Below are 23525 nucleotides of genomic sequence, written 5' to 3'. Positions count from 1 at the left end.
GTCCCGCCCATAAGGAAAGATAATTAGTGAAGCGACAAGAAACTTTTGGGCAAAATCAGCCTCGTGCCGAATCGTGGTTCGGCGTCTTACCTACGGTCGATTATCTGAGTCTGTCTCCTTGCACATCCTAACAGCTTGCGTTTTCCCTATCATTTTTTACGCTGTCTTTTTTCATACTTGGGTGGTCATTGCCGCGCAAAGAGGTGATAACTGCTGCCAACAAAGCCAATCCGCATGCAAAGCGTAATCCCATATCAAACGCATGGATCATGATTCCGGGATCTTTTGCGTTCCCAAAGCTGAGGAAGGTAGTGAAAATAGCACCCGTAAGTCCAATCCCGAGCACCATTCCCACATTGCGGGCAAGGGCCAGGATCCCTGAAGCAATTCCCTGGCGGTTACGGGGCGCATCCCCCATCAGCGAACTGTTATTCGGGGATACGAACAGCCCTATACCAAGCCCGCAGGTTGCAAGACCAAGTACAATGATGCCCAGATGCGTTTGCGAACTTGAATTGCCAAGTAAAAATAATCCGGCTGCTAAGATCAACATGCCCAAAGTGGTGGGCAGGCGTGATCCAACCCGGTCGGAAAGGCTTCCACTAAAGGGTGCCGTCAGTGCCATGACAATCGGTTGAGCCGTTAAGATCAGACCTGCATGGGATGCGCTTAAGCCCCGGCCAGGGATCAGATAAAACGGCATTAAAAACAGGACACTGTAGATACACATGTAATTTAAGATGGGACTGACGGTTGAAATGACAAAAATTTTTCTTTTAAAGAGACTGAGGTCCAGCATCGGCGTTTTAACATGTCCTTCAATCCAGATGAAAAGGCTTAAGATTATAAACGATGCAACCATCATTGCAAGTATAGGAAGAGATGTCCAGCCTAAGCTTTCCCCTTTGTTCAAGGCAAACAGCAGGGTCGTCAGTCCGATCATAAAGGTTAACGCCCCGACTATATCAAACGGCTCTCCACCTTTTTCCGGTGTGTCATTAGGGATAACTTTCAGGCCCAACCAGATGGCGAACGAACCGATGGGCACATTGATGAAAAAAACATAGTGCCAGCTTAAATGGTCGGCAAGCCATCCGCCGAGGAAAGGCCCCGTGGTGAGGCCCAGATATGTCATCGTGCCCTGCAGGCCAAGTGCTTGGCCGCGCTGGGAGGCTGGAAATATTTTGGTGAGAATGGCAGGTGCATTGGCAAAGAGCATGGCTGCTCCGATGGCCTGAAATCCGCGTGACCCAATCAAATAAGCCTCAGATGGTGAAAATCCGGCCGATACCGAGCCGAGAACAAAGATAATAAATCCAATAATATAAGTTTTCTTGTTGCCGCGCAAATCTCCCAGGCGCCCCACGCTCAGCAGCAGACCACTGACAACCAACAGGTATACCGTCACAACCCACTCAATGGTAGCGACACCCGTGTTAAAAAAAACTGTGATCACCGGCAAAATGGCATTGACGATACTGCCATCCAGAGCCGACATAAAAGTTCCCACGCCAATCGCCAGCAAGACCAGCCATTTGGTTTCGATGTTAAGAAATTTCCCTGCCGGGTTGGTGGATCTATCTTGCGCCGGCTGTTTTTCACCGATTTTTACGGTTACCATTATACCGTCACTTTCATGGATTGCTTTTTGTTTGTCTTAAAAATGGAGGAAGATAGAAAAATTCGGGATCAATTAAAAGTATGGGATATGTTCAGATTCAATGTCAGAAAGCCAAATACCACTCGATTCCAGATATTGAGATAAGTCTTAGGATGACCAAATTACTGATAGCACAATTCCAAGTTGTCAGATCAAGTAAATCTTATTCTGAGGGGTTCTCAGGAAACTTTTGTCTTTTGACACCTACCATCGTTCGGCAATATGCGTTGCCAATCTCTTACCGAGTGAAAGCAGAGTGAGTGTGGGGGGCAATCCCCATGGTTCCGGAATGACGGAACAATCGCACACATAGAGGTGGTTTATCTTTGTTTGGAGGTTTGAATCGACGATATCGCCTAACTTGGCTGTTCCTCCGGGATGCGTCGCGGTATACCATGTCTTAAAAATATTCGTCGCACCCGCATTGCCAAGGATTTTCCTGGCTCGGTCATATCCATTCATAAGTTTTTTTTTGTCGATCGCACGCAGTTGTTTTCGAACGCCTCCTTTTACCGTGATCCGTCCTCCCAATTGGTCCCTGATTTTTATCATTATTGAAAGCCTTCGTTTATAGGGAAAGAGACAGTCAAAACGGAACACTTCCAGGGTAAAAAGCCAGTAAACCCAGGAAGGCCACATAAGGTCGGTCATCATAATGCCGTCTTCATGCAAATTAATTCCAGTGGCCATGGGAAATTCCCTGCCGCTGGCAGTGTCCTCAATAAAACCGTTCGCGATGATTAAGGGATCAAAGAAATAACCTTGTCCGGCATCTTTGATCCCACTTGACCGGAGAATGACAGGGGTACCGATCCCACCGGCTGACAATACGGTGACATCTGAAAAGGATTGGTATTCTTTTCCGTTGATTGAAAATAAGACCCCCACCGCATTATTTTTTTCAACGAGGACCTTTTTTACATCGGCTTTTAAAACCAGGGTTGCGTTTTCCGAGCATGCAAGATCGATAAATTCCCGTGCCGTCCATTTGGCATGGTAAGGGCATCCCATGGTACACTTATCGCATTCTTTACGGCAGTTATCCTGAAAGACCATCTTTGGCAGTTTTTCCCATTGATATCCAAGACTTTTGGCACTCTCCATGATTTTTACGGCAGCCGGCCCGATCAAACTGTCTTTCAGGACAGCAATGGGTAGTTCCCTTTTTACCTCTGCAACTTCATTGCGGATATTGACCCCGTATGATTCCAACATTTCAAAGGGTGGATCGATGGCCGTTGCATAGTAAAAAATCGACGAACCGCCGGCAGTAATACCCCTGACAAGGGCAAGCAATTGTTCCGTGAAGAGCAAGCTCTTTCCTGGAACCATTGCCATTTCAATGGTTTGAAGAATGGACCCGATGATGGGTTGGTTGGTCCCTTTTTCAAGGATTAAAACCCGTTTGCCTTTTTGGCTAAGTTCTTTGGCAGTGGCAGCCCCACCGGGTCCGGAACCGACCACAATCGCATCAAATTTTGTATTTTCATAAACGTGCATGAAGAGATCTCGGTTATTTTGGGGTCAGTGGTGAAGAACACCATTGGCGTAGCATGATAGAATAACGGTTGACGGGGTACAGTAAATCCAAGGCAGAACAGTAGAACAAACCGAAAAAGTCATGGTGACGTTCAAACGTAAACGGGATGCAGGAGGATCAGCATCAAAACTTCGGTGAGTGTACCTTTATTTTTCCCTTTATCGTGTTGATTAATTGGATAAATTCTCATTGTCAATATTCAAAATGATGACGGTACTCTCAATCGGAAGCGGGTTGGCGGGCAAATCGAAGGTCGCCGGCATCTCAGACTTATCCTCCACGCCACGATGCCAACGCAAGGTTGCTAAAGGCATGGTATTTTTTCAAGGGGTTGTCAAATCCGGTTTCATGTCGCAATATAGCGGACAGCACAAGGCGGGGGAAACGCCCTTTAACATAAAATCTCAAGGAAACTGTGAAGGAGCCACCATGCTCAAATACGTAAAATGGATGATGGCGGCGATAATGTTAACGGCTGTCGCCGGCGGATGCGGTTACAATACCCTTCAGCAGATGGAAGAACAGGTGTTCAGAAGTTGGTCCGATGTGGAAAGCAATTTACAGCGCCGGGCTGATCTGATCCCCAACCTGGTGGCCACCGTCAAAGGCTTTGCTTCCCATGAAAAAGAAACCCTGCAGGCGGTCATCGAGGCGCGGGCCAAGGCCACCAGTGTCCAGCTTTCCACCAAAGATTTGGGCAATGCCCAGGCCATGCAGCAGATGCAGGATGCCCAAGGGGGGCTTTCGTCAGCGCTTTCGCGCCTGATGGTGGTAGTGGAACGCTATCCGGACCTGAAAGCAAACCAGAATTTCCTGGACTTGCAGAACCAGCTCGAAGGCACGGAAAACCGAATCAATGTGGCCCGCCAGCGCTACAATCAGGCTGTCGAAGCATTTAACGCCAAGATTCGCAGCCTGCCCTACAGCCTCACCAACAGTCTGATACTGCATCTGGATCGAAAAGAGTACTTCAAAGCGGAAGCCGGTGCCGCACAGGTGCCTAAAATCAATTTTAATTAGACTGCTCGCCATGAAAACCGACCGCCATTTGTGCAGATACGGATCAATCATAATCATTTTCCTGCTGGTATTGGCAGTCCCCTTCAATGCTTCAGCGCTGGAGGTGCCCCGGCTCAACGGTCATGTCAACGACTATGCCGCCATGCTCAGCACCGCCAGCGAACGGCAGTTGGAAGCGGTGCTGACCGACTTTGAGCAGAAGGAATCCACCCAGATCGTGGTATTAACCATTCCATCGCTGCAAGGCGATTCCCTTGAAGACTTCTCTATCCGCGTGGCCGAGGCCTGGAAGGTCGGTCAAAAAAATTTGGATAACGGCGCCATTCTGTTGATTGCCAAAAACGACCGGAAAATCCGCATCGATGTCGGATATGGGCTGGAGGGGCGCCTGACCGACCTACTGACCGGGCGCATTATCCGCGATGTGATTGCGCCCCAATTCAAGTCAGGACAGTTTGATCAGGGAATCACCGAGGGGGTGGCTGCCATGATCGATGCCGTGCGGGGAGAATACTCAGGGACCGACGCCTCCCGGCAGCCCCGGCAGGCACAAAAGGGAGTTCCCATAATCGCTGTTTTTGCGCTGTTTTTCCTGATCAACGCGCTCGGCCGGGCCAGCCGGTGGATGGGAGCAACCGCCGGTGCAATTCTTTTTCCAATTGCCGGGGCGCTCTTCTTCGGCCCGGGTCCGCTGTTGCTGCTGGGACTCATTCCTTTAGGCCTGGTGACCGGTCTGCTGATCAGCCTGATCGGTGGACCGCTCTCCACTGGCCGCACCATTTCCAGTCATCGCGGCGGATATTGGGGCGGTGGTTTCGGCGGGGGCGGGTTTTCATCCGGAGGGTTTGGCGGTTTCTCCGGCGGCGGCGGCGGTTTCGGCGGAGGCGGCGCATCAGGCGGGTGGTAGCGCCGCCAGCGCTGGTCCGGTCAGAAACGGTCGGGATGAACAAGATCTCACGATCAGAAACAAAGGTTTACGGATGAAAAACCTGGCTGAAACGCTTTTATCGGATACCGATCAACAACGAATTGAAACCGTTGTCGCTGCAACGGAAAAAAGGACCGCCGGAGAGATCGTCTGCATGATCGTATCGTCCAGCTACCACTATGCAATGGCCAACGTATTGGGCGCAACGGCATTTGCCCTGCCCATGGCCTTGCTGGCCGCCCATTTTCTGGGAGGATGGCTGTGGATCGGCACTCAGAACATGTGGCTGTTTCTCGGCCTTTTCGCCATCTTTTTCGCATTGCTTCATTGGATCATCGGAAGCTGCCCGACCCTCAAACGTCTGTTCATCTCCCGGCGGGAAATCGATGAGGAAGTGGAGGAGGCCGCCGTTAACAGCTTTTTCAGGAAGGGACTATACCGGACACGAGACGCCAACGGGGTTTTGCTGTTTATCTCCGTATTTGAGCATAAAGTATGGCTGCTGGCCGATAAAGGAATCCACGAAAAAATCTCCCAGGAAGAATGGAACCGCCTGGTGGGCCGTATCACCGCGGGAATCCGTAAAGGCCAGGGTGCTGAAGCCATTTGCAAGGCCATTCAGGACATTGGAGTTCTTCTGCAGACCCATTTTCCCATCAAGCCGGGCGATACCGATGAACTCAAAAACCTGATCATTGGGGATGCCTGAAAGACCGTATTTGCTCCCATTGCCGGACCAACAAAAAAAGGGCATTCATTCAACCTTCTGAATAAATGCCCTTTAAGAATGAAAATGAAGCGTTAGACCACGGTCACATTAGCTGCGGCAGGACCCTTGGGACCCTGCTCGATATCAAAGGTAACCCGGTCACCCTCGCTGAGAGATTTGAATCCGGTGGCGTTGATTGCCGAATGATGAACGAATACATCCGGACCGTCTTCCTGCTCGATAAAACCAAACCCCTTGCTGTCATTGAACCACTTCACGATGCCATTTGCCATGCTTACTTCCTCCTACGAAAAAAAATTAAATCATTGCTTCAGACTTCAGGCGCCACTTTGACAAATGGATCGATCCCTTAGAAAGAAACCGGCCCGCCAACACCGGCGGGCGTTTATGATTTATATGCAATATCACGCAAAAGAATAAATGCAAGTCATTTGTCAGTTTTTTGCATAAAATGTTCAAGGGAAGGCCCCCTTTTTGTATTTTTCCAATGTCACCCGCCGACTACGAAGGCCCGCTTGAAGGACAGAATGTAAACAGATCTATTTTCGTCGACCCAATCGCGCCTCCGAAAAACCCATAGGAACGAAGATCCGTATTAAGTTGTGGAATAGCGTCAAGACGGGATTGCTTGAAAAGCAGGTAAATACTGAAAACGCACCTGCCAATTGTCAATCGTATTGCAATTGACAAAATTTCAACCGCCAGAGCCTGTTTCAAAACGTCTTAGTTCGGTCAATATCAAGGCGGACGATCATTTCAACCGCAGGCGTAGCCGCGATAGGTTGAGGATTGAAATGTGAGCCCAACGCCGATATTGGGCGAAATGGGGCGTTTTGAAACTGGCTCGCCATTTTACGAATAAAGACTCCACGTTTTATGGACAATCATGGGTTAGATCTATCGCATATTTTCTCCTTATTAGTTGACCATACCACAGGTACCTATGAATTGCCCCAAGAATGGTTTTGCCCTCCTTATCCACATTGGGCCCCATTTCCGATATCTGCACGGTTCGCAATAAAGAAAAAATATCGAAGGTTGACAACAAAATAGCCGATATTGCATTTTAGATGGGAAATAGCGGTTCCGGAGGAGAATTCCTTCGTCGGCTTAAACCATTCTTTGAAATTGATCCGCCATCTCCAAAACGGAGGGACCCCCGTAACCCTGACGATACACGATAGTTTATAGCGGAGAAGGACCGAACGCGGATTTCTCAGCAGGGCTCCATCCGCTGAAATCATTGAAGCCCAGATTGGAATCATCAAATATGCCCTGGAGACCGGTGACGATGTCTTGGTTTCAGGCTTCGGTAAATGTGTTACGAAGAAAAAAGGAGCGGGAAGTGAGAAATCCTGCTTCCGGTGAGGATGCAATTGTGCCGGCAAAACGGGTGATGGCGTTCAAATGCTCTGGTAAGCTGCGCAACAAGGTGAACGGAAAAAAATGATGCCCAGACCGAATCGACCCAAAAATTCACGCCGGACGTCCTATATCATCGCTGAGTACACCGTTAAAGAGGGAACTCACCGAGATGTGATCAAGAACATTGGCGCTGGCGGCTTGTTCATCAGAACATCGAGGAAGATCTCCGATGGACAATCAATCAAACTCGAATTTCCATTGTTTCGATTTGACAATACCGTTCAGGTTTCTGGAAAGGTGGTCCGCGTGGAGTCTGATGGGTTTGCAGTGGCCTTCGATGAGCTTCTTGATGCGCTGGCGTCTAAAAATGGTCAACTGCCAGAGATCGTCCATGAGATCAATCGATCAACCTAAAAATAAAGGAGGTCGGCTGCGGGCCCTTTACTACTCTTTGAGAGGTGTTCTATTTCATCTCGTTTTGAGCGAACCTTAACCGAAGGACGACGACACCCCACGCGTTAAGCGGTAGCCATATCGACAATTTCGGCGATATCCTTTACGGTGATGGCCGAGTCCTTGTCCATGAGGCCGTCGGAAAGCATGGTGGCGCAGAACGGACAGGCGGCGGCTACGGTGGCCGCACCGCTGCGCATCACCTCTTCGGCCCGATCCATGTTGATGCGTTTGCCCAGGGTCTCTTCCATGAACATGCGCCCTCCCCCTGCACCGCAGCAGAATCCCTTTTCACGAATACGCTGCATCTCGGTCAACTGGCCGTTGTTCATCGAACGCAGCAGGTCACGGGGCGGCTGGACGATGCCGTTCCAGCGGCTCAGGTAGCAGGAATCGTGGAAAGTCAGCGACCCCATACTGGTGCCGTTGGGCGTCAGGCGTCCCTGCTTGTGCAGATCGAAGAGCAATTCAGCGTGGCTGACCACCGGGTAGGCAGCGCCGAACTGGGGATATTCGTTCTTGATGATGTTGAAGCAGTGGGGACAGCCGGTAAGAATTCGTTTGGGTTGGTAGCCGTTGAGAATCTCCACGTTCTGCCGTATCAGCATCTGGGCCAGGTATTCGTTGCCGGCCCGCCGGGCCATGTCACCGTTGCAGGCCTCCTCCGGGCCGAGTATGGCGAAGTTCACCCCGGCGCGCTGAAGCACCCGGGCCATGGCCTGGGAGATTTTCTTGCCCCGGTCATCGAAGGACCCGGCGCAGCCCACAAACCAGAGCAGGTCGGCGTCGGGATTGTCGCCCATCAGCGGCACATCCATGCCCTTGCACCAGTCCGCCCGGCTGTCGGCGCCGAAGCCCCAGGGGTTGGCCTGGTTCTCCAGGTTGGTGAAGGTCTCTTGGACTTCCGGCGGAAAACTGGCTTCCATGAGCACCTGATGCTTGCGCGCTTCGATGATGAAATCCAGGTGTTCGATGTTCACCGGGCAGATGTCCTCGCAGGCCCGACAGGTGGTGCAGGACCAGAGCACGTCACCGGTGACCGGGGCGCCGTCACGGACGATAGGTTTCACCTGGTCGAAGCTTCCTCCCAGAATGGCGTCGGCCTGGTCGAGCAGGTCCATTTTAAGGTCATGGATCACTTTCTTGGGTGAGAGGGGTTTGCCCGTATTGGCCGCCGGGCACTGCTCTTCGCAGCGTCCGCACTCGGTACAGGCATACAGGTTGAGTACGTTCTTCCAGTTCAGTTCGCTTACCTTGCCCAGGCCGAATGTCTCCAATGCCTCATTTTCGATGTCGGTCTTGACGATGGCCTTTTCGCGTTGGAGAGGTTTAAAAAACACGTTTGGAGCGGCAGCCAGCAGGTGCAGATGCTTGGAACCGGGGATATAGACCAGAAAACTCAATATGGTGGCCATGTGGATCCAGTAGGCCATCTCGTATCCCGCAAAGACCTGCTGCGGACTCAGCGAATTCAGTCCGAAAAGAGTCACCAGCAGGCCTGAGACGGGAAAAGTTCCCCGGTAGTCATAGGCACCGGGCTCGAGTGGCAGCAGGGTCTGGAAGGCGTTGATCAACTGGAAGGTGATGATGATCAGGCAGGTAAACAGGATTATCAGGTTGGCGTCGGTCCCCAGGGTCAGGTAGGGCGGGCGCAGGAGGGTCCGCCGGTAAATGGCGTAGGCAAACCCGACCAGAACGAATGAAGCCAAAATATCGGCCGCAAACAAGTAGCCGCCGTAAAGACCCGGGATCCAGTGACCCACCTCGAAGGCCGGGCACACTCCCTTGATCATCAATTCCAGACTGTGGGGCTGCACGGCCAGAAAGCCGAAGAAGATCAAGGTATGGGCCAGCCCCGGCAGTTTTTTGCGCCGTACGTTGGCCTGGCCCAGCACATCCTTGAACAGCACACCGATACGCGTGGAAATCTGGTCCAATTTGAATTCCGTGGTGCCTTCGACAGCCATCATCAGGCGATAGAGCCGTCTGACCCGCAGGAAGAAAAACGAGAAGGCTCCGGCCAGGGCCATGAGCATGACAAATGATTTAATGATCGTGTACTGTTCCATTCCATACTCCGGAGTAGACCTTGACGGTCACATAAAAGACAGATTACGGTACTTTTTCAGGCACCAATCCAGCAACTCTGCCTTGCTGAGAAGATACGGATTCCGAATGAGTGTTCAGAAGCGGTAGGTTGAGGTCCAGATCAAGGCCGCAGGATGATTGAAACCGCAGGCGTAGCAGCGCTACGTCGAGAATTTCAACCATCCGAGAACGCCGATATGGGCCTCAAGATGCCGTTTCCGAAAACTCATTTCAGTTTTTCTTTGAGGACTTCGGTTAAAACCGGCACCACGTCGAACAGATCGCCAACGATGCCATAGTCGCACTTTTCAAAGATGGGGGCATCCTTGTCCGTGTTTATGGCTACAATCACCTTGGACGTTTTCATCCCGGCAAAATGCTGCACCGAACCTGACAGGCCGCAGCCGATGTAGAGCCGGGGACTGACCGTCTTGCCGGTCTGTCCCACCTGCATGGCGTGGGGGGCAAAGCCCGCATCCACGGCGGCACGGGAGGCGCCGATGGTACCGCCCAGCAGCCGGGCGCATTCGCTCAGAATTTTATAGTTGTCCGCCGATGCGATCGGCCGGCCGCCGGTAACGATGACGGCAGCTTCGGTCAAGTCCACCTTGTCGGCAGCCTCTTTATTCACTTCCACCACTTTGACCCGACCCGGGTCCTTAACTGACGCTGTGAACATTTCAAGGGAGGCGGCCGCCGGTGCTTCGACCGCGTCAATGGCATTTGGACGCATGGCGCACAGCATCACCGAACCGGACATTCTGACGGCGGCAAAGGTCTTGCCGGAAAAATGGGATTTTTTTGCGATTTTAGCAGACAAATCCACGGCCATGCAATCAGAAGCCAGGGGAAGATCCATCAAAGCCGCCAGACGGGCAAAGATGTCGCGCCCCTGGGCGCTGGCCAGGCCCAGCAGGGCATCCAGACCGTAGTTTTCGATGGCCGCGGCCAGTGCCCGGGCCTTGAGGTCCGGACTGGCCGACAGGTCGGCGCCGTCGACGGAGACCTGAACCACTTTGTTGGCACCGTATTTACCGAGGACGTCCTTGGCGTCGTCCGCCGAACCGTCCATCATCAAGGAGATAATCGTCCCGTCGCCCTGCCCGCGGGCAGCGGTGAGTATGCCGAAGTTGGTGTCCTTGACGGTTCCGTCTTCGGTTTCAATCAATATACCGATGGTAGCCATATTTTTCTCCTTAAATCACCTTTTCTTCTTCTTTTAGGATGGTAACCAACGCTTCCACCGCCTGGCGAATATCGCCGTCCATCATCTTGGCGCCGGTACGCTCGGGAACCTTTTCCAGCTTGACCAGTTCGCTGCGGGCGCCGTCGACGGAAACGCCCAGATCGGCGATAGTCATCTCTTTGATCGGTTTTTTCTTGGCCTTCATGATGTCGGGAAATTTGGGGTAACGCGGCTCGTTAAGGCCTTTGGTGGTGCCCAGCACGCAGGGCAGAGAGACCTCGAGCACTTCCCGCGCCCCACCGCCGATCTCGTGTCCAACGGTGGCCTTGCCGTCAGCCAGTTCCAATTTATTGATTTCGTTGACTACCGGCAGCCCCATAGCCTCGGCCAGGCGGTACAAGGTCTGAAAACCTTCCGTGTCCACGGCGCCTTTGCCGGTGAAGATGACGTCCGGTTTGCCGTCCTGTTCGATAGCTGCTTTGAGCGCCTGAGCCGTGGTCCGGCTGTCCAGAAACTGACTCTCCACGGTGACCAGGATGCCGCGGTGGGCACCCATGGCCATGGCCGCGCGGATGGTGGCGGCAGCAGCCGCCTTGCCGACGGTGACGACAATTACTTCGCCGCCGTTCGTTTCCACCAACTGCACGGCCTGCTCGACGGCGTATTCGTCGTAAGGATTGGCGATGAATTTACAACCGGCATCATCGAAGCCTTTTTCCCCGACTATCTTGATGTTGGCCGCCGTGTCGGGCACATGTTTAACGCATACATAAATCTGCATGATAATGTCCTCTGCTGTCTCTTATTTTTGGGCACACCGGTCACCGGGAAAAGCGGGACCGACCCCCTTTGGGGAGGTGCCGTGGGTCGGTCCCGCCCCGGCAGCAGGAGGAGGCCCCTGCATACAAGAATTTTTAATGATCAGTTTTTAATTTTGAATGAAGGCATTCTTTAAATCGACAGAATTCATCCATTCATAATTTATAATTGAGCTTTCTACGCCTTCATCCGCTCATTTTTCGGATCGTACAGGGGCATGGCCACCACCTCGGCGGCCAGTTTCTGCCCCAGCACTTCCACGTCCAGCCGGGTTCCCGGCGCTGCCAGTACGGGTGGTACATAGCCTAAAGCAATACTCTTGTCCGTGCGGTGTCCGTACCCGCCCGAAGAGGTCATGCCCACGATCCGGTCACCGTCGAAGATGGGATTGTAGCCCCACGGATCGGCATCGTCGGCCTGGCACACCAGGCAGACCAGCTGGCGGGGCACGCCGGCGGCCTTCTGCTTCTCCAGACCTGCCTTGCCGATGAAGTCTTTGTCCATCTTCACCGTCCAGGCCACGTTGGTCTCCAGGGGAGTGTGGTGGACGTTCATTTCGCTCTTCCAGGCCAGGTAACCCTTTTCCAGGCGCATGGAATCCATGGCGTACATGCCGAACATCTTGAGGTCGAAGGCCTCACCGGCGGCCATGAGGGTCTGGAATACCGCAATCTGGGACTGGATGGGGTGAAAGATTTCGTAGCCCAGCTCCCCCACATAGTTCATGCGGTTGACCCGGCATTTGACCCTTCCCACGAAGATCTCCCGGCTGGTGCCGAAGGGAAACGCCGCATTGGAGACATCGTCGTAGGATGCTTTGGCCAGCACCTCCCGGCTCTTGGGGCCGGCCAGGATCAGGCAGCCCATCTGGTAGGTCACGTCTTCCAGGCAAACGCTGCCGTCTGCGGGCAGGTTTTCCATCAGCCAGTGCTGGTCGTGGCGTTTGCCCACGGAGGCGGTAACGCAGAAAAACTCGCCGTCCTTGACCCAGGTGATGGTCATGTCCGACTTGAAATTGCCGTTGCCGTCCAGCATGGGAGACAGGGCGATGCGGCCGTCGGTGGTCGGCACCTTCTGGCAGGTCATCCGGTTGAGCCAGGCCTCGGCGCCGGGACCGGAGATGCGGGTCTTGGCAAAGCGGGAGAGATCCAGAATGCCCACTTTTTCCATGACGTGTTTGCACTCGGCGTCCACATAGCCGAAGGTGTTGTTTCGTTTCCAGCCTGGATTTTCGCGGCTGTCCGCGCTGCTGTCGGTAAAATAGTTGGGGCACTCCCAGCCGTAGTAGTCGCCGAACACCGCACCGGCCTGCTTCTGGTACTCGTAAATGGGTGCGGTGCGGTTGGGACGGGCGGCGTCGCGCCAGTCGTTGGGGCAGATGATCGCGTAAAGCCTCGGATACGTATCCTCAATCTTCTCGTGGTTGTAGGCCCAGTTGGCGTAGCTGCCGTAGCGGCGGCTGTCCACCGGCCACAGGTCGATTTCGGGCTCGCCGTCCATGATCCAGCCGGCGAGGTAGTGGCCGATGCCGCCGGCCTGGGTGATACCGAAGCTGTAGCCGCAGGCGTGGAAAAAGTTCTTCAGCGGGTAGGCCGGCCCCACCAGCGGGTCGCCGTTGGGCGTGTAGGTGATGGGTCCGTCGGTCACGTGTTTGAAACCGGTGTCGCCCATGATCGGGAAACGATAGATGCCGTTTTCGATAAAATCGGCGATATGGTCGATATCCGGCTGCAGTTCCGTCTGGGCGTAGTCCCAGGGCACCCCTTTGGGGTTCCACTGCTTGACCTTGCTCTCATACAGACCCAGGATCAGGCTGTCCATTTCCTGGCGGATGTAAATGGAGCGGTCGGGGTCACGGATCAGGGGCAGATAGGTGTCGCGGTTTTCCACCACGTCGATGGCTTCGAAAAGGATATGGGTGTGCTCACCGGGGATGGAGGGGATCTCCAGCCCCACCATTTTGGCTACCCGGGGGGCCCACAGGCCGGCGGCGTTGACCACGTATTCACAGGTGACGTCGCCCTTGTCGGTGTGCACCAGCCATTCGCCGGAGGCGGTATGCTCGATGCCGGTCACCTGTGTATGGGTGTTGATCTCGGCGCCGTGCCGCTTGGCACCGATGCTCATCGCCATGGTGATGCCGCTGGGGTCCACATCGCCGTCATCGGGCCAGTAGAGGCCGCCGATAATACCCTCGGTGTTCATGAGCGGATGCATTTCCTTCATCTTTTCCGGAGAGATCCAGCTCACGTCCAATCCCAGGCAGCGGTTCATGCTGTAAATGTATCCCAGTTCTTCCATTCGACCGGGATTGTCGGCGGTGCGGATGGAGCCGGTGGTGTGCCAGCCCACGCTCTGGCCGGTTTCGGCTTCCAGCTGCTGGTAGATCTCGATACTCTTCATATTGACCTGGGTGCAATAATAGTTGCCGTGGAAGAATGAACAATTCCCCGCCGCCATCCAGGTGGAGCCGGAGGTGAGCTCGTGCTTTTCGATCAAGACCACATCTTTCCAGCCGTATTTGGCCAGGTGATAGGCCACGCTGACGCCAATAGCGCCGCCGCCGATCACAACCACGCGTGCCTGTGTTTTCATAACCTTTCTTCTCCTTTTGATATGGATATGGCTTCGGTGCAGATTCGGCACCGATAAATATTTCAAAATTAAATTGATGTCATTCTCGAACTGACCTCATTTGGCGGAGCCGTATGCCCCGTTGAGAAAATAGCCCAACGCCTTGTTTTTGGTCGTTCTGAAGGTGTTGTCGAAGAACTCGGCAAAGCCGCCGGGGTAGTAGATCATCACCAGGATCAGCAGCAGGCCGTAAAGCAGCAGGTTGAGTCCCGGCAGGTTGGACAGGGACGAGCGCACCAGTTCCATGGCGAAGATGAAGGGGAAGGCGACGGCCGCCCCGCCCCACAGGCTGCCCCGCCCGCCGATGTAGGCCACCGCCAGCACCTCCACGGTCTTGGCGGTGTGCATCATATCCGGGGTCAGGATGCCGTAGTAGTGGGCGTAAAAGCCTCCCATCCACCCGGCCAGCGCACAGCTCAAGGTAAAGTTCACCAGCCGGTAGAAGATCGGGTTGATCCCCGAGGTGCGCGCAGCTTCCATGTTCTGTCCGATGGCCTTGAAGGCCAGGCCCATCTTGGTGCGCGTACACCACTTGCAGATGATGAAGATCACCACCATCATCACTAGGCACAGGTAGTAGTAGGGCACGTTGGACTGGGATTCGAACAACCGGTCCACGCGCATCCCCAACGGCCCGCGGGTCAGCCAGACCATCTTTGTGGCCAGCCCCATCAGCGCCAGGCCGAAGAACCAGGCCAGACACGCGGCGAAGATGCCCCGCAGGCGAAGCGTGATGGCGCCGATCACGAACCCCAGGAAGGCGGCCAGCAACCCGCCGGCCAGCATCCCGATCCACGGGTTCAGGCCGATGCGCTCTGCCAGGATGGCCGAGGTGTAGCCCCCCAGGCCCATGATGGCCGCATAGCCGAAGTTGACGATGGAAATGAACCCGGCCGTAAAGTCGAAGGCCACCGCCAGGGCCGCGATAAAGGCGGCACTGATCAGCCAGCGCAGCAGGTACTCCTGATTGAAGGGCGGGATCAGGGGCAGCAAGAACAGCACGACCAGGGCGATCAGTCCGGCCGGGGTGAAGCACAACAGGTTCAGCAGCTTGTTAACAGGGTTGGTCTGGTCCATGAGTCCTCCGCTATTTGTCCAGGATGCCGCGCACTTCGGAACCGAATATGCCGCTGGGTTTGAAGATCAGTACGACGATGATCAGGGCCGAAGGCACCACGAAGTCCCAGCCGGAGCCGATATACTCGATGGTCAGCACCTTTAACAGGGCGACCATGAAGGCGCCCATCACCGCCCCGAGCACGTTACCCAGGCCGGCCAGGATCACCACGAACCAGGCCATGTACAGGGGTTCCAGGCCCACCGACGGGTAGGCGGGGTACATGAACAACAGGCTGGCGCCGGCAATGGCCGCCAGGGAGCAGGACAGGGACATGGTCAGCATCAGGATGCCCTTGAGGCCGATGCCCACCATCAGGGCGCCGTTCTCGTCCTGGGAGACGGCGCGGATGGCCCGGCCCGTGCGGGTGTAGGTCATGAAGAACCAGAACACCACCACTACGATGGCTGCCAGGGCGAAGGACATCGCCCGGTCGCGGGAAATGAACACATCCATGACCGTGATGGGCATGCCGGCCCAGTAGCGCGTGATCCCTTTGAAGTCGGCCCCGAAGAATAGCTGGTGGGCGTTGATCAGTACCACCGACAGCCCCACGGTGAGCAGGAACGAGTTCATCACCCAGTTCTCGCGGCTGCGCTTTCTAAGCTGGGAAAATACCAGCACCTCGGAGGCCACCCCCACCAGGGCGCCCACGATCATCGCTGCCACGATGGTGATCAACGGGCCTAAAAAAGTCAGGGGTGAATCGGGATGCATCGTGATATAATTGTTGATGGGCGTGAACACGTAATAGGCCGTCAACGAGCCGATCATGAAGTATTCCCCATGGGCGAACATGGGGATGTTCATCACACCGAACACCAGGGCCAGCCCCATGGCCACCAGGGCCAGCATGCCGCCCGTCACCACCGTGTTGACCAGCAAGTAACCGCCGCGGTCCAGGGTGGCCGCCACGGCTACGACCACAGTCGCAATCACCGCAATCCCCGCTGCTGACCCGCTCCATTTGAAGATGCGTTCCCAGATGCGTTTTTCTAGCTGTTCTACCATGAACCCGTTCCTTTCAGTATCAGACTCCTAAAAACACCTTGCGCACATGGGCGTCGCAGGCCAGGTCGCTGCTCTTGCCGGACAGCTCGATGCGGCCGTTTTCCAGCACGTAGCCCCGGTCGGTCACCGACAGGGTCTTGGTCACGTTCTGCTCCACCACCATGATGGTCATGCCCTGTTTGACCAAGGTGTCAAGGCTCTGGAACACGTTTTCGGTGAGCAGCGGAGCCAGGCCGAAGGAGGGTTCGTCCACCAAAAGCAAGGTGGGATTGGACATCAGCCCCCGGCCGATGGCCAGCATCTTGCGCTCGCCGCCGCTCATGGTCCCGGCCAGTTGGTTACGCCGCTCCACCAGACGGGGAAACAGGTCGAACACAAAGTCCAACCGGTCCTTTTGCAGCCGCTTGTCCTTGATCGTGTACGCCCCCATGGCCAGGTTCTCCTGCACGGTCATGTTGACAAACAGGTTCATCGCCTCCGATACCAGGGCGATTCCCTTGCGGGCCACCTTGTTGCCCGGTAGCCCGCCGATGGGCTCGCCCTTGAACAGGATCTCGCCGCTCATGGGCGGAACCAGTCCGGCGATGGTCTTGAGCGTGGTGCTCTTCCCCGCCCCGTTGGGGCCCACCAGGCACACGTACTCGCCGGTATCCACGGTCAGGGACACGTCGCGCAGGATCTGCAGAAAGCCATAGCCGGCATTGAGGTTCTTCACTTCCAGTAGCATCGCGTCTCCGTTGGCTAAGCGGGTTGTCGGGCTTCGGGTGCGCAGCTGTCCGCCGCGTCGCCCAGGTAGGCCTTGGTCACCGCAGGGTCGTTGGCCACTTCCTCGGTGGTCCCCTCGGCGATCTTGGTGCCGAACTGGATGCACACCAGCCGGTTGCAAAGGTTCATGATCAGCTGCATGATGTGCTCGATCATCAGGATCGTAATCCCCTGGTCGCGGATCTTGAAAATCAGGGTGATCATATCCTTGAGCTCGCCTTCGCTCAGTCCCGAAGCCAGTTCATCCAAAAAGAGCATCTTCGGACCGCTGGCCAATGCGCGGGCAAGGTCCAGGCGTTTGAGCTGTACGGTGTTGAGCTGCTCGCTGATGGCGTCCTCGGCGATGGGAAAATCGACGAATTCGAGCATCTTGCGGCTGTGGGCCGCCGGATCCTTGATCGTTCCCGGCCGGTTGCCGAAGATCGCCGCGGTCATCACGTTTTCCAGCACGGTCATCTTGGGAAAGGGGATCGGAATCTGAAACGTGCGCGACAATTTCCGCCGGCACATCTTCTCCGGGGTCTTGCCGGTCGTGTTTTCGCCGAACAAGAACACCTGGCCCGAGGTGGGCGGGTTCAAACCGGAAATGGCATTGACCAGGGTGGTCTTGCCCGCCCCGTTGGGGCCGATCAACCCCACGATGTCCCCTTCGTTGATGTGCATGGACACCGCGTTGACCGCCGTCAAACCGCCGAACTGCTTGGTTAACTCTTTGGTCTCCAGAACGATCATTTGCATCTCACCTGACTGAGGAGTTGGGGATGCCGCCGGGGATCGGTCGAAGCCGCCCCCCGGCGGTTGCATTTGAGAGCTGATGGATCCGATCAGGGCGCCATGAACTCGGCTTCGGCCCAGTCTTCGGGGTAGACGATTTTGCCAACACCGCCCTTGTACTGGATCACCGGGAAGAAATAGCCGTCGCGGGCGACGACCGGGTCGGGCATGGTATCCATGTTGTAGCGGTATTCGTTCATGATGATGGCGCCATCGGCCTTGGCGTAGGTCAGCTTGCCGGTGTTGACCTCTTCCACTATCACCTTGTGGATGGTCTCCTTGTCCAGCTTGCCGTATTTTTCATTGGCGCGCTGTAAAATCTTGACGAAAAAACTGGCGCCGTCATAGGAAAGCCCGCCTGCCGAAGGGCTGGGCTTCATGCCGAAGCGTTTCTCAAATTCAACGGCCCAGTCTTTGGCTTCCTGGGTGGTCAACTGAGGAATCATGTCCAGCACGCCGTCGGAGGCAGCGCCGGCCATCTTGTACCAGTCGCCCGACCAACCCAGACCGTCGATGATGATCAGCGACTTGAGGCCCACTTCACGGGTCTGCTTGATGAAAGCAGATGTCACCGGTGCGGCGGTGCTGGTGCTGAACATAACGGCCACATTTTGTTTCTTGAGTTTGCCCAGCAGGGGGTAAAAGTCGGTTTGGGTAATGGGGTAGTAGTCTTTTGACACCACCGTCCATCCTTTTTTCTCGAACTCGGCGGCCACGGCATCACCGGCGCTGTGGCCCCAATCGGTGTCTTCACAGGCGATGGCAACATTCTTCGCCTTGGGTTTGAACTTGCCGCTTTTGACCGCATTATCGATGGTCTCGGCGTAGCCGGCCATCAGCTTGCCGGGGATGGGCCAGCCTTTGCCGCCCCAGTAGTTGTACTTTTCCGGATCACTGCGCCATTTCTGGTTAACCACTTCGGTGGCCCCAAAGCCGAACATATGGGGCACCTTGTACTGGGCGGCCACATCCATGGCGGCCACGGCCGTGGAGCTGTGCCAGTTGAGCACACCGCCCTGAATGCCGATGCGCTCACAGGCCTCTGAATAGGCGCTGGCAACCTTGGCCGGGTCGCTCTGGCTGTCCACCCATACGGGTTCGAGCTTGTAGTCGCCCACCATGTTGTTGACTTTTTCAAAGGCCATGGTCACCGACCCCTTGAACTCTTGGCCTGTTTTAGCCGACGGCCCGGTAAACGGACCGATGATCCCCACCTTGAGGACCTTCTCGGCGGCCGCCGTTCCGGCAAACAGGCTCAAGGCAAAACATGCCATTACAATACTCACGATCAGTTTCTTTCCTCTCATAGGTTCCTCCGTTGGGGTTGGGGTTTTACCTCTTTTTGAATGAAAAACATGCCGATTAAAATGTGGTGAATCGTATGAAAGCAATAAACATACCGCAAAAACTGATGCATATTCATCTACTTGGAAAAGCTTTCACGAGTTGATATTTTTTCTTTAACAACAATTTGTTAAAAAATTTTTTAAGAAACGCTCAATTTTGCATTTATTCTTGACGAAAGTCTCAAAAGAAAAATCTTTTGCTTTTAAGCAAACTATTTTTCGCCAATCAGTGAAAATTAGTTTGCACTTCAGCAGAGGTCCCCATTGACCCGATCCGTATTTATTCTCCTTCGCTATTTCCCGTATTTTTTCTCGATGTACTTTTCGAGCGCCATAAGCGTTCCATCGGGCATTCCGGCTCCTGGTAGGCTTCCAGGATTTCTTTCCACTTGCGATTGGCAGCCTTTTCGATGGATTCACCGCCCTTTTCCTTCCAGCCGGCGTATGCTTCCCTCTGCTCAATGATGGGCGTGTAGAATTCCCTGCGAAAATTCTGGAAGGTATGCATGTGGGTCAGGTATTCGCCGCCTGGCCCCACCTGGGAGATCACATCCAGGGCCATTTTTTCGGGGTCCGCCTGCTCCCCGCGTTTGATGCGTTTGCACATGCCGCAGATTTCGTCGTCGATGACGAATTTTTCATAGGAAGCCGCCATATAGCCTTCGAGGATACCGGCGGAATGCAGCACGAAATGCACGCCGGACAAGGTGGCCATGAGTTGGCTCATCATGGACTCCATGCCAGCCTGGGCATCAGGAAGCTTGGAATCGGTAATGGCGCCGCCTCCCCGGCTGGGGATGCCGTAAAAGCGCGCCATTTGGGCCGTAGCCGCGGTGTTCACGGCCATCTCCGGTGCGCCGATGCTCAAGGTGCCGTAACGCATGGCGGCGGCTGAAGATGATCCGGAAAATACCACCGGCGTGCCTTCACGGATCAACTGGGTCAACACGATGCCGGCCAGCACCTCCGCGTTCTGAACCACCAGGGTGCCTTCCATGGTCACCGGCGAAGTGGCCCCGGCAATGGACAGAGAGGAAATCAGCTGGGGTATCCCGGCCTTGGCATATTCCATGATCGCACCCAGCATTCGGTCGTCGTAGGCCAGGGGGGTACGGGTGCACAAAATGCTGATCATGGGCATCTTCTCGGCCAGCGCTGCTTCCGAACAGTCGAAGACAATGGCTGCCATCTCGATGGTTTCCCGAGCGGCCTCGGCACCGATTGCACCGCCCATGAAGGGCTTGTCCGAATAGCGCATGGAGGCGAACATCATCTCGGCATTGCGCCGCGCATGGGGAATGTCGTTGGGTTCGGCCATCATGCCGCCGGTGATATCCATACTCTTGCTGGCATGGGAGAGCTTGACGAAATTACTGTAATCTTCCAGGGTGGATTCTCTTCTTCCCCGATCCAGGTCATGGACAAAGGGAGCGCCGTAGCAGGGAATGTAGGCGATATTATCGCCGCCGATGGCCACGTTCTTTTCCGGGTTGCGCGCCTGCAGGGTGTATTCGGAAGGCGCCTTGGCCACCTGTTCCATTACCATCTTGGGTGACAGAAAGACTCTTTCCCCTTCAACCCGGCAGCCAGCCTTCTTGAAGACCTCGACGGCCGGTGCGTACCCGAAGTCTACACCTACCGTTTCCAGCACGTGCAGGGTCGCTTCATGAATCTTCTGGACATCATGGTCAGTAAAATATTCAAACCGCTGCATGGACGTTCCTCCTCAATGTATGGTTAATCCGTCATCCGGTCGGTTGTCGGTACGCCCTGTCGGCTACCGGCGAATGCATATCGTTACCTGCCGATCTTAAGAACGTTGCGGGCGTACTGAATGCTCCGGATGCAGGCATCCATCTCTTTTTCCCGTGCTATTTCCAGTGCGTCTTCGCCTATATCCCATTCGATTTCAAAGGTAATCCGGTCGGTCGGCGACAACTCCCGGATGGTCCGGTAGGTTTTGAAACAGTCGATGTCCCCGTCGCCCAAGGCCACCCCATGGAACCGAATGCCGAACTGGTCCCGGTCGAGTTTGTGATCGCAGAAATGGTTGCAAAATGCCAAGGGCGCAAGCTTGTTGACAGCGGTTTCCGGGTTTTCGAGGACTCCCATGGAGTTGACCGTATCAACGCAGGCCCCGACGAGGGGGTGGTTGATCTTGTCGATCAGCCAGACGATCTCGTCGGCAAAAGTCTCGGTATGGTTTTCCAGCGCCAGGCGCATGCCGGTTCGCTCCAGCAGAGGCAGCACCGCCACAATCTCATCGTGGCAGTCGCACAACTGCCGCATCACTTCCGGATGGAAGCAGCTGCCGTAGAGGGGGCGGGGCCGCCGGATATCCAGGCTGAGCTTGGTCAGGTCGGCACCGAGTTTTTCGGCAATCCGGATGCCCGATTCGACCCCATCGGAGAGGCGCGGATCGAACTCCTCCTCCCGTGAACAATTGTACTCCAGGTAAAGGTTGTGGGAGGCGGCTGCCGACTTCACCTCCTCCAGGCGCCCATCGTCCTTGGTCTCTAAATCGCAGCCGGTAATGTGCAGTCCGTCGAGCCCCCACTCGACCGCCTTGTCAATCAACTGGAGCAGGTTTATCTCCTTGGGCCGCGGATCCGCCACAATGCCCCAGTTCTGGCCCAAGCCCCACAGATGGAGGGTGTATGTGTGCAGCCCCAGTTTCATTTTTTTGGCCATAACGTATTCTCCTTTGTTCGCCATGCAACCCAGGCTTGACATGCTCTTCGTAGACAAAGGATTCGAGGATTCAAGGGGCCGAGGGGTCCAGTGGCGGTACAGGTGATATGCATAGCCCTATCCCTTGAATCCTTGACACCTCGACCCCTTGAACCCTTTTCAATGGCGGCCGCGCATAAAAGCCCCCGGCGGCGTGGCCAGCCCCTCCTCGAAGCGGCTCAGGCGCAGCGGGTTCTCTTCGGGCTTCATCTTTCCGGTAATCAGGTCACAGGTCCAGCGGCCGGCAGCAGCCGACAGCATCACTCCCGGCCAGTAAGCGCAGTTCAGATAAAAACCGGGAATATCAGCAACCGGGCCGATCAGGGGTTGATCGTCGGGAGCATGCACATACTGGCCGGCATAAACCGACAGATCCTCCTGTTTCAGGTCGTCGACCACCTCTCTCCAAAAAGGACTGAGACGCGAGCACATCTCCAGGGTGAAAGCGGGAAAGTCCCAGTCGCCCGGGGGATCTTCCATGGGGTCGCTCTTCTGCTCGTCGGGGTCGTGCCAACCGAGAAGGGCACCGCCGGTTTCCGGTCGCCAGTAGGATTCGTTGTCCACATCCATGATCAGGGGAGCATTCTGGGGGATTTTAGGATGAGGCGCCACAAAGACGCGCTGACGGCGCATCTGGTAGATGGGCAGATCCAACCCCACCCAACGGCCCACGTTGATGGCGAAAGGCCCGGCGGCATTGACCACCACGCGCGTGTTGATGCGCCCCCGGTCGGTGAGCACCGCACAGACCCCCTGATTGTCTGTCTCGATACCGGTGGCGCGGGTGCGCACATAAAAGCGCGCCTTCTCGGCCGCCCGGGCAAAACCCTGGGTCACCTCATGGGCGGAAAACCAGCCGTCTTTGGCCCGGAACGCGCCGGCTTTGATTTCAGGTGACAACCAGGGCCAGCGGTTGAGGATCTCGCCGCCGCTGAGATACTCGGAATCGGTTACGCCGACCTTGTGGTAGGCCTCGACCGTGGCCTTCACGTCAGCAACCATATTCTCCTCGGTGGTCAAAAACAGGTAGCCGCCATGGTGCAGATCGATTTCATAGCCTTCCAGGCCGGTGGTCTGGGCAAAGTTCTCCCACACCTCGATGGACTCCTTGGCTAGGGCGGCCATAGCCGGTTCGGTGAACTGGGCCCGAAACGATTCGATGGATGCTGTGGTGGTGAGTGTGGACAAACCGTTGCGCATTTCCACCAGGATCGTTGAAAAACCGGCGCGGGAGAGCCAGAACGCCGTTGCCACACCGATAATCCCACCACCGATGACTACGGCATCGGCCGTTTCCTGATCAAATGCGTCCGGAGTCAGTATTTTTCTCATGGTCCTATTCTCCCGATTGGTTGGATT

Annotated in this window: 19 protein-coding genes and 1 pseudogene; 5 read left to right on the top strand and 15 right to left on the bottom strand. The window is 55.3% G+C overall.

Annotation, left to right across the window (positions count from 1 at the left end; translation table 11 throughout):
• Positions 1 to 127: 127 nt before the first annotated feature.
• Both ACHZBS_RS19765 and ACHZBS_RS19760 read right to left on the bottom strand, forming a co-directional pair.
• Positions 128 to 1621, bottom strand: coding sequence for an MFS transporter (locus tag ACHZBS_RS19765; RefSeq protein WP_319408245.1), 1494 nt, complete (start codon positions 1619 to 1621; stop codon positions 128 to 130).
• A 243-nt stretch (positions 1622 to 1864) separates the two neighbouring features.
• A complete protein-coding gene (locus ACHZBS_RS19760; RefSeq protein ID WP_319408244.1) occupies positions 1865 to 3160 on the bottom strand; it encodes a GMC family oxidoreductase N-terminal domain-containing protein in 1296 nt (431 codons plus the stop codon).
• Between the two features lie 469 nt (positions 3161 to 3629).
• On the opposite strand from ACHZBS_RS19760, the gene ACHZBS_RS19755 reads away from it, so the two are divergent.
• The 3 genes from ACHZBS_RS19755 (at position 3630) to ACHZBS_RS19745 (ending at position 5857) form a co-directional block, all read left to right on the top strand.
• Positions 3630 to 4220, top strand: a complete 591-nt coding sequence (locus tag ACHZBS_RS19755; RefSeq protein WP_319408243.1) for a LemA family protein — start codon at positions 3630 to 3632, stop codon at positions 4218 to 4220.
• A gap of 10 nt (positions 4221 to 4230) precedes the next feature.
• Positions 4231 to 5127, top strand: coding sequence for a TPM domain-containing protein (locus ACHZBS_RS19750; RefSeq protein WP_319408242.1), 897 nt, complete (start codon positions 4231 to 4233; stop codon positions 5125 to 5127).
• 73 nt (positions 5128 to 5200) lie between these two features.
• Positions 5201 to 5857 carry a TPM domain-containing protein gene (locus ACHZBS_RS19745; protein ID WP_319408241.1) on the top strand — a complete coding sequence of 219 codons (657 nt, stop codon included), beginning with the start codon at positions 5201 to 5203 and terminating at the stop codon, positions 5855 to 5857.
• A gap of 92 nt (positions 5858 to 5949) precedes the next feature.
• Here the strand turns inward: ACHZBS_RS19745 and ACHZBS_RS19740 are convergent, their stop codons facing one another.
• Positions 5950 to 6150: a cold-shock protein gene (locus tag ACHZBS_RS19740; protein ID WP_319408240.1), complete on the bottom strand. Its 201-nt coding sequence runs from the start codon at positions 6148 to 6150 to the stop codon at positions 5950 to 5952.
• 967 nt (positions 6151 to 7117) lie between these two features.
• Between ACHZBS_RS19740 and ACHZBS_RS19735 the strand changes: the two are divergent.
• Both ACHZBS_RS19735 and ACHZBS_RS19730 read left to right on the top strand, forming a co-directional pair.
• A pseudogene (locus tag ACHZBS_RS19735) lies at positions 7118 to 7328 on the top strand (HU family DNA-binding protein).
• Positions 7325 to 7657 carry a PilZ domain-containing protein gene (locus ACHZBS_RS19730; protein WP_319408238.1) on the top strand — a complete coding sequence of 111 codons (333 nt, stop codon included), beginning with the start codon at positions 7325 to 7327 and terminating at the stop codon, positions 7655 to 7657. Before ACHZBS_RS19735 ends, ACHZBS_RS19730 begins: the two are co-directional and overlap by 4 nt.
• Positions 7658 to 7761: 104 nt before the next feature.
• Here the strand turns inward: ACHZBS_RS19730 and ACHZBS_RS19725 are convergent, their stop codons facing one another.
• The 12 genes from ACHZBS_RS19725 to ACHZBS_RS19670 all read right to left on the bottom strand — a co-directional run bounded on the left by ACHZBS_RS19725 (position 7762) and on the right by ACHZBS_RS19670 (position 23498).
• A complete protein-coding gene (locus tag ACHZBS_RS19725; protein WP_319408237.1) occupies positions 7762 to 9765 on the bottom strand; it encodes a (Fe-S)-binding protein in 2004 nt (667 codons plus the stop codon).
• A gap of 245 nt (positions 9766 to 10010) precedes the next feature.
• On the bottom strand, positions 10011 to 10970 hold the full coding sequence (locus ACHZBS_RS19720; protein WP_319408236.1) for an electron transfer flavoprotein subunit alpha/FixB family protein: 960 nt from the start codon (positions 10968 to 10970) through the stop codon (positions 10011 to 10013).
• Between the two features lie 10 nt (positions 10971 to 10980).
• A complete protein-coding gene (locus ACHZBS_RS19715) occupies positions 10981 to 11751 on the bottom strand; it encodes an electron transfer flavoprotein subunit beta/FixA family protein (protein ID WP_319408235.1) in 771 nt (256 codons plus the stop codon).
• Between the two features lie 215 nt (positions 11752 to 11966).
• Positions 11967 to 14384 (bottom strand): FAD-dependent oxidoreductase, encoded by a 2418-nt coding sequence (locus tag ACHZBS_RS19710; RefSeq protein WP_319408234.1) that lies wholly within the window; start codon positions 14382 to 14384, stop codon positions 11967 to 11969.
• Positions 14385 to 14480: 96 nt separating this feature from the next.
• Positions 14481 to 15500, bottom strand: a complete 1020-nt coding sequence (locus ACHZBS_RS19705) for a branched-chain amino acid ABC transporter permease (RefSeq protein ID WP_319408233.1) — start codon at positions 15498 to 15500, stop codon at positions 14481 to 14483.
• 10 nt (positions 15501 to 15510) lie between these two features.
• Positions 15511 to 16551, bottom strand: a complete 1041-nt coding sequence (locus ACHZBS_RS19700; protein WP_319408232.1) for a branched-chain amino acid ABC transporter permease — start codon at positions 16549 to 16551, stop codon at positions 15511 to 15513.
• 19 nt (positions 16552 to 16570) lie between these two features.
• Positions 16571 to 17278, bottom strand: coding sequence for an ABC transporter ATP-binding protein (locus ACHZBS_RS19695; protein WP_319408231.1), 708 nt, complete (start codon positions 17276 to 17278; stop codon positions 16571 to 16573).
• A gap of 14 nt (positions 17279 to 17292) precedes the next feature.
• Positions 17293 to 18048 carry an ABC transporter ATP-binding protein gene (locus ACHZBS_RS19690; protein ID WP_319408230.1) on the bottom strand — a complete coding sequence of 252 codons (756 nt, stop codon included), beginning with the start codon at positions 18046 to 18048 and terminating at the stop codon, positions 17293 to 17295.
• Positions 18049 to 18140: 92 nt separating this feature from the next.
• Positions 18141 to 19397, bottom strand: a complete 1257-nt coding sequence (locus ACHZBS_RS19685) for an ABC transporter substrate-binding protein (protein ID WP_319408229.1) — start codon at positions 19395 to 19397, stop codon at positions 18141 to 18143.
• Between the two features lie 319 nt (positions 19398 to 19716).
• A complete protein-coding gene (locus tag ACHZBS_RS19680; protein WP_319408228.1) occupies positions 19717 to 21150 on the bottom strand; it encodes a trimethylamine methyltransferase family protein in 1434 nt (477 codons plus the stop codon).
• An 83-nt stretch (positions 21151 to 21233) separates the two neighbouring features.
• The gene (locus tag ACHZBS_RS19675; RefSeq protein WP_319408227.1) at positions 21234 to 22127 is read right to left on the bottom strand and encodes a sugar phosphate isomerase/epimerase; all 894 of its coding nucleotides are present in this window, start codon (positions 22125 to 22127) and stop codon (positions 21234 to 21236) included.
• Positions 22128 to 22286: 159 nt separating this feature from the next.
• Complete coding sequence (locus ACHZBS_RS19670) at positions 22287 to 23498, bottom strand: FAD-dependent oxidoreductase (protein WP_319408226.1); 1212 nt, start codon at positions 23496 to 23498, stop codon at positions 22287 to 22289.
• Positions 23499 to 23525 lie beyond the last annotated feature (27 nt).

The organism is uncultured Desulfosarcina sp. (assembly GCF_963664155.2).
Classification (GTDB): Bacteria; Desulfobacterota; Desulfobacteria; order Desulfobacterales; family Desulfosarcinaceae; genus Desulfosarcina.
This window is presented reverse-complemented; position numbering and strand designations above follow the sequence as displayed.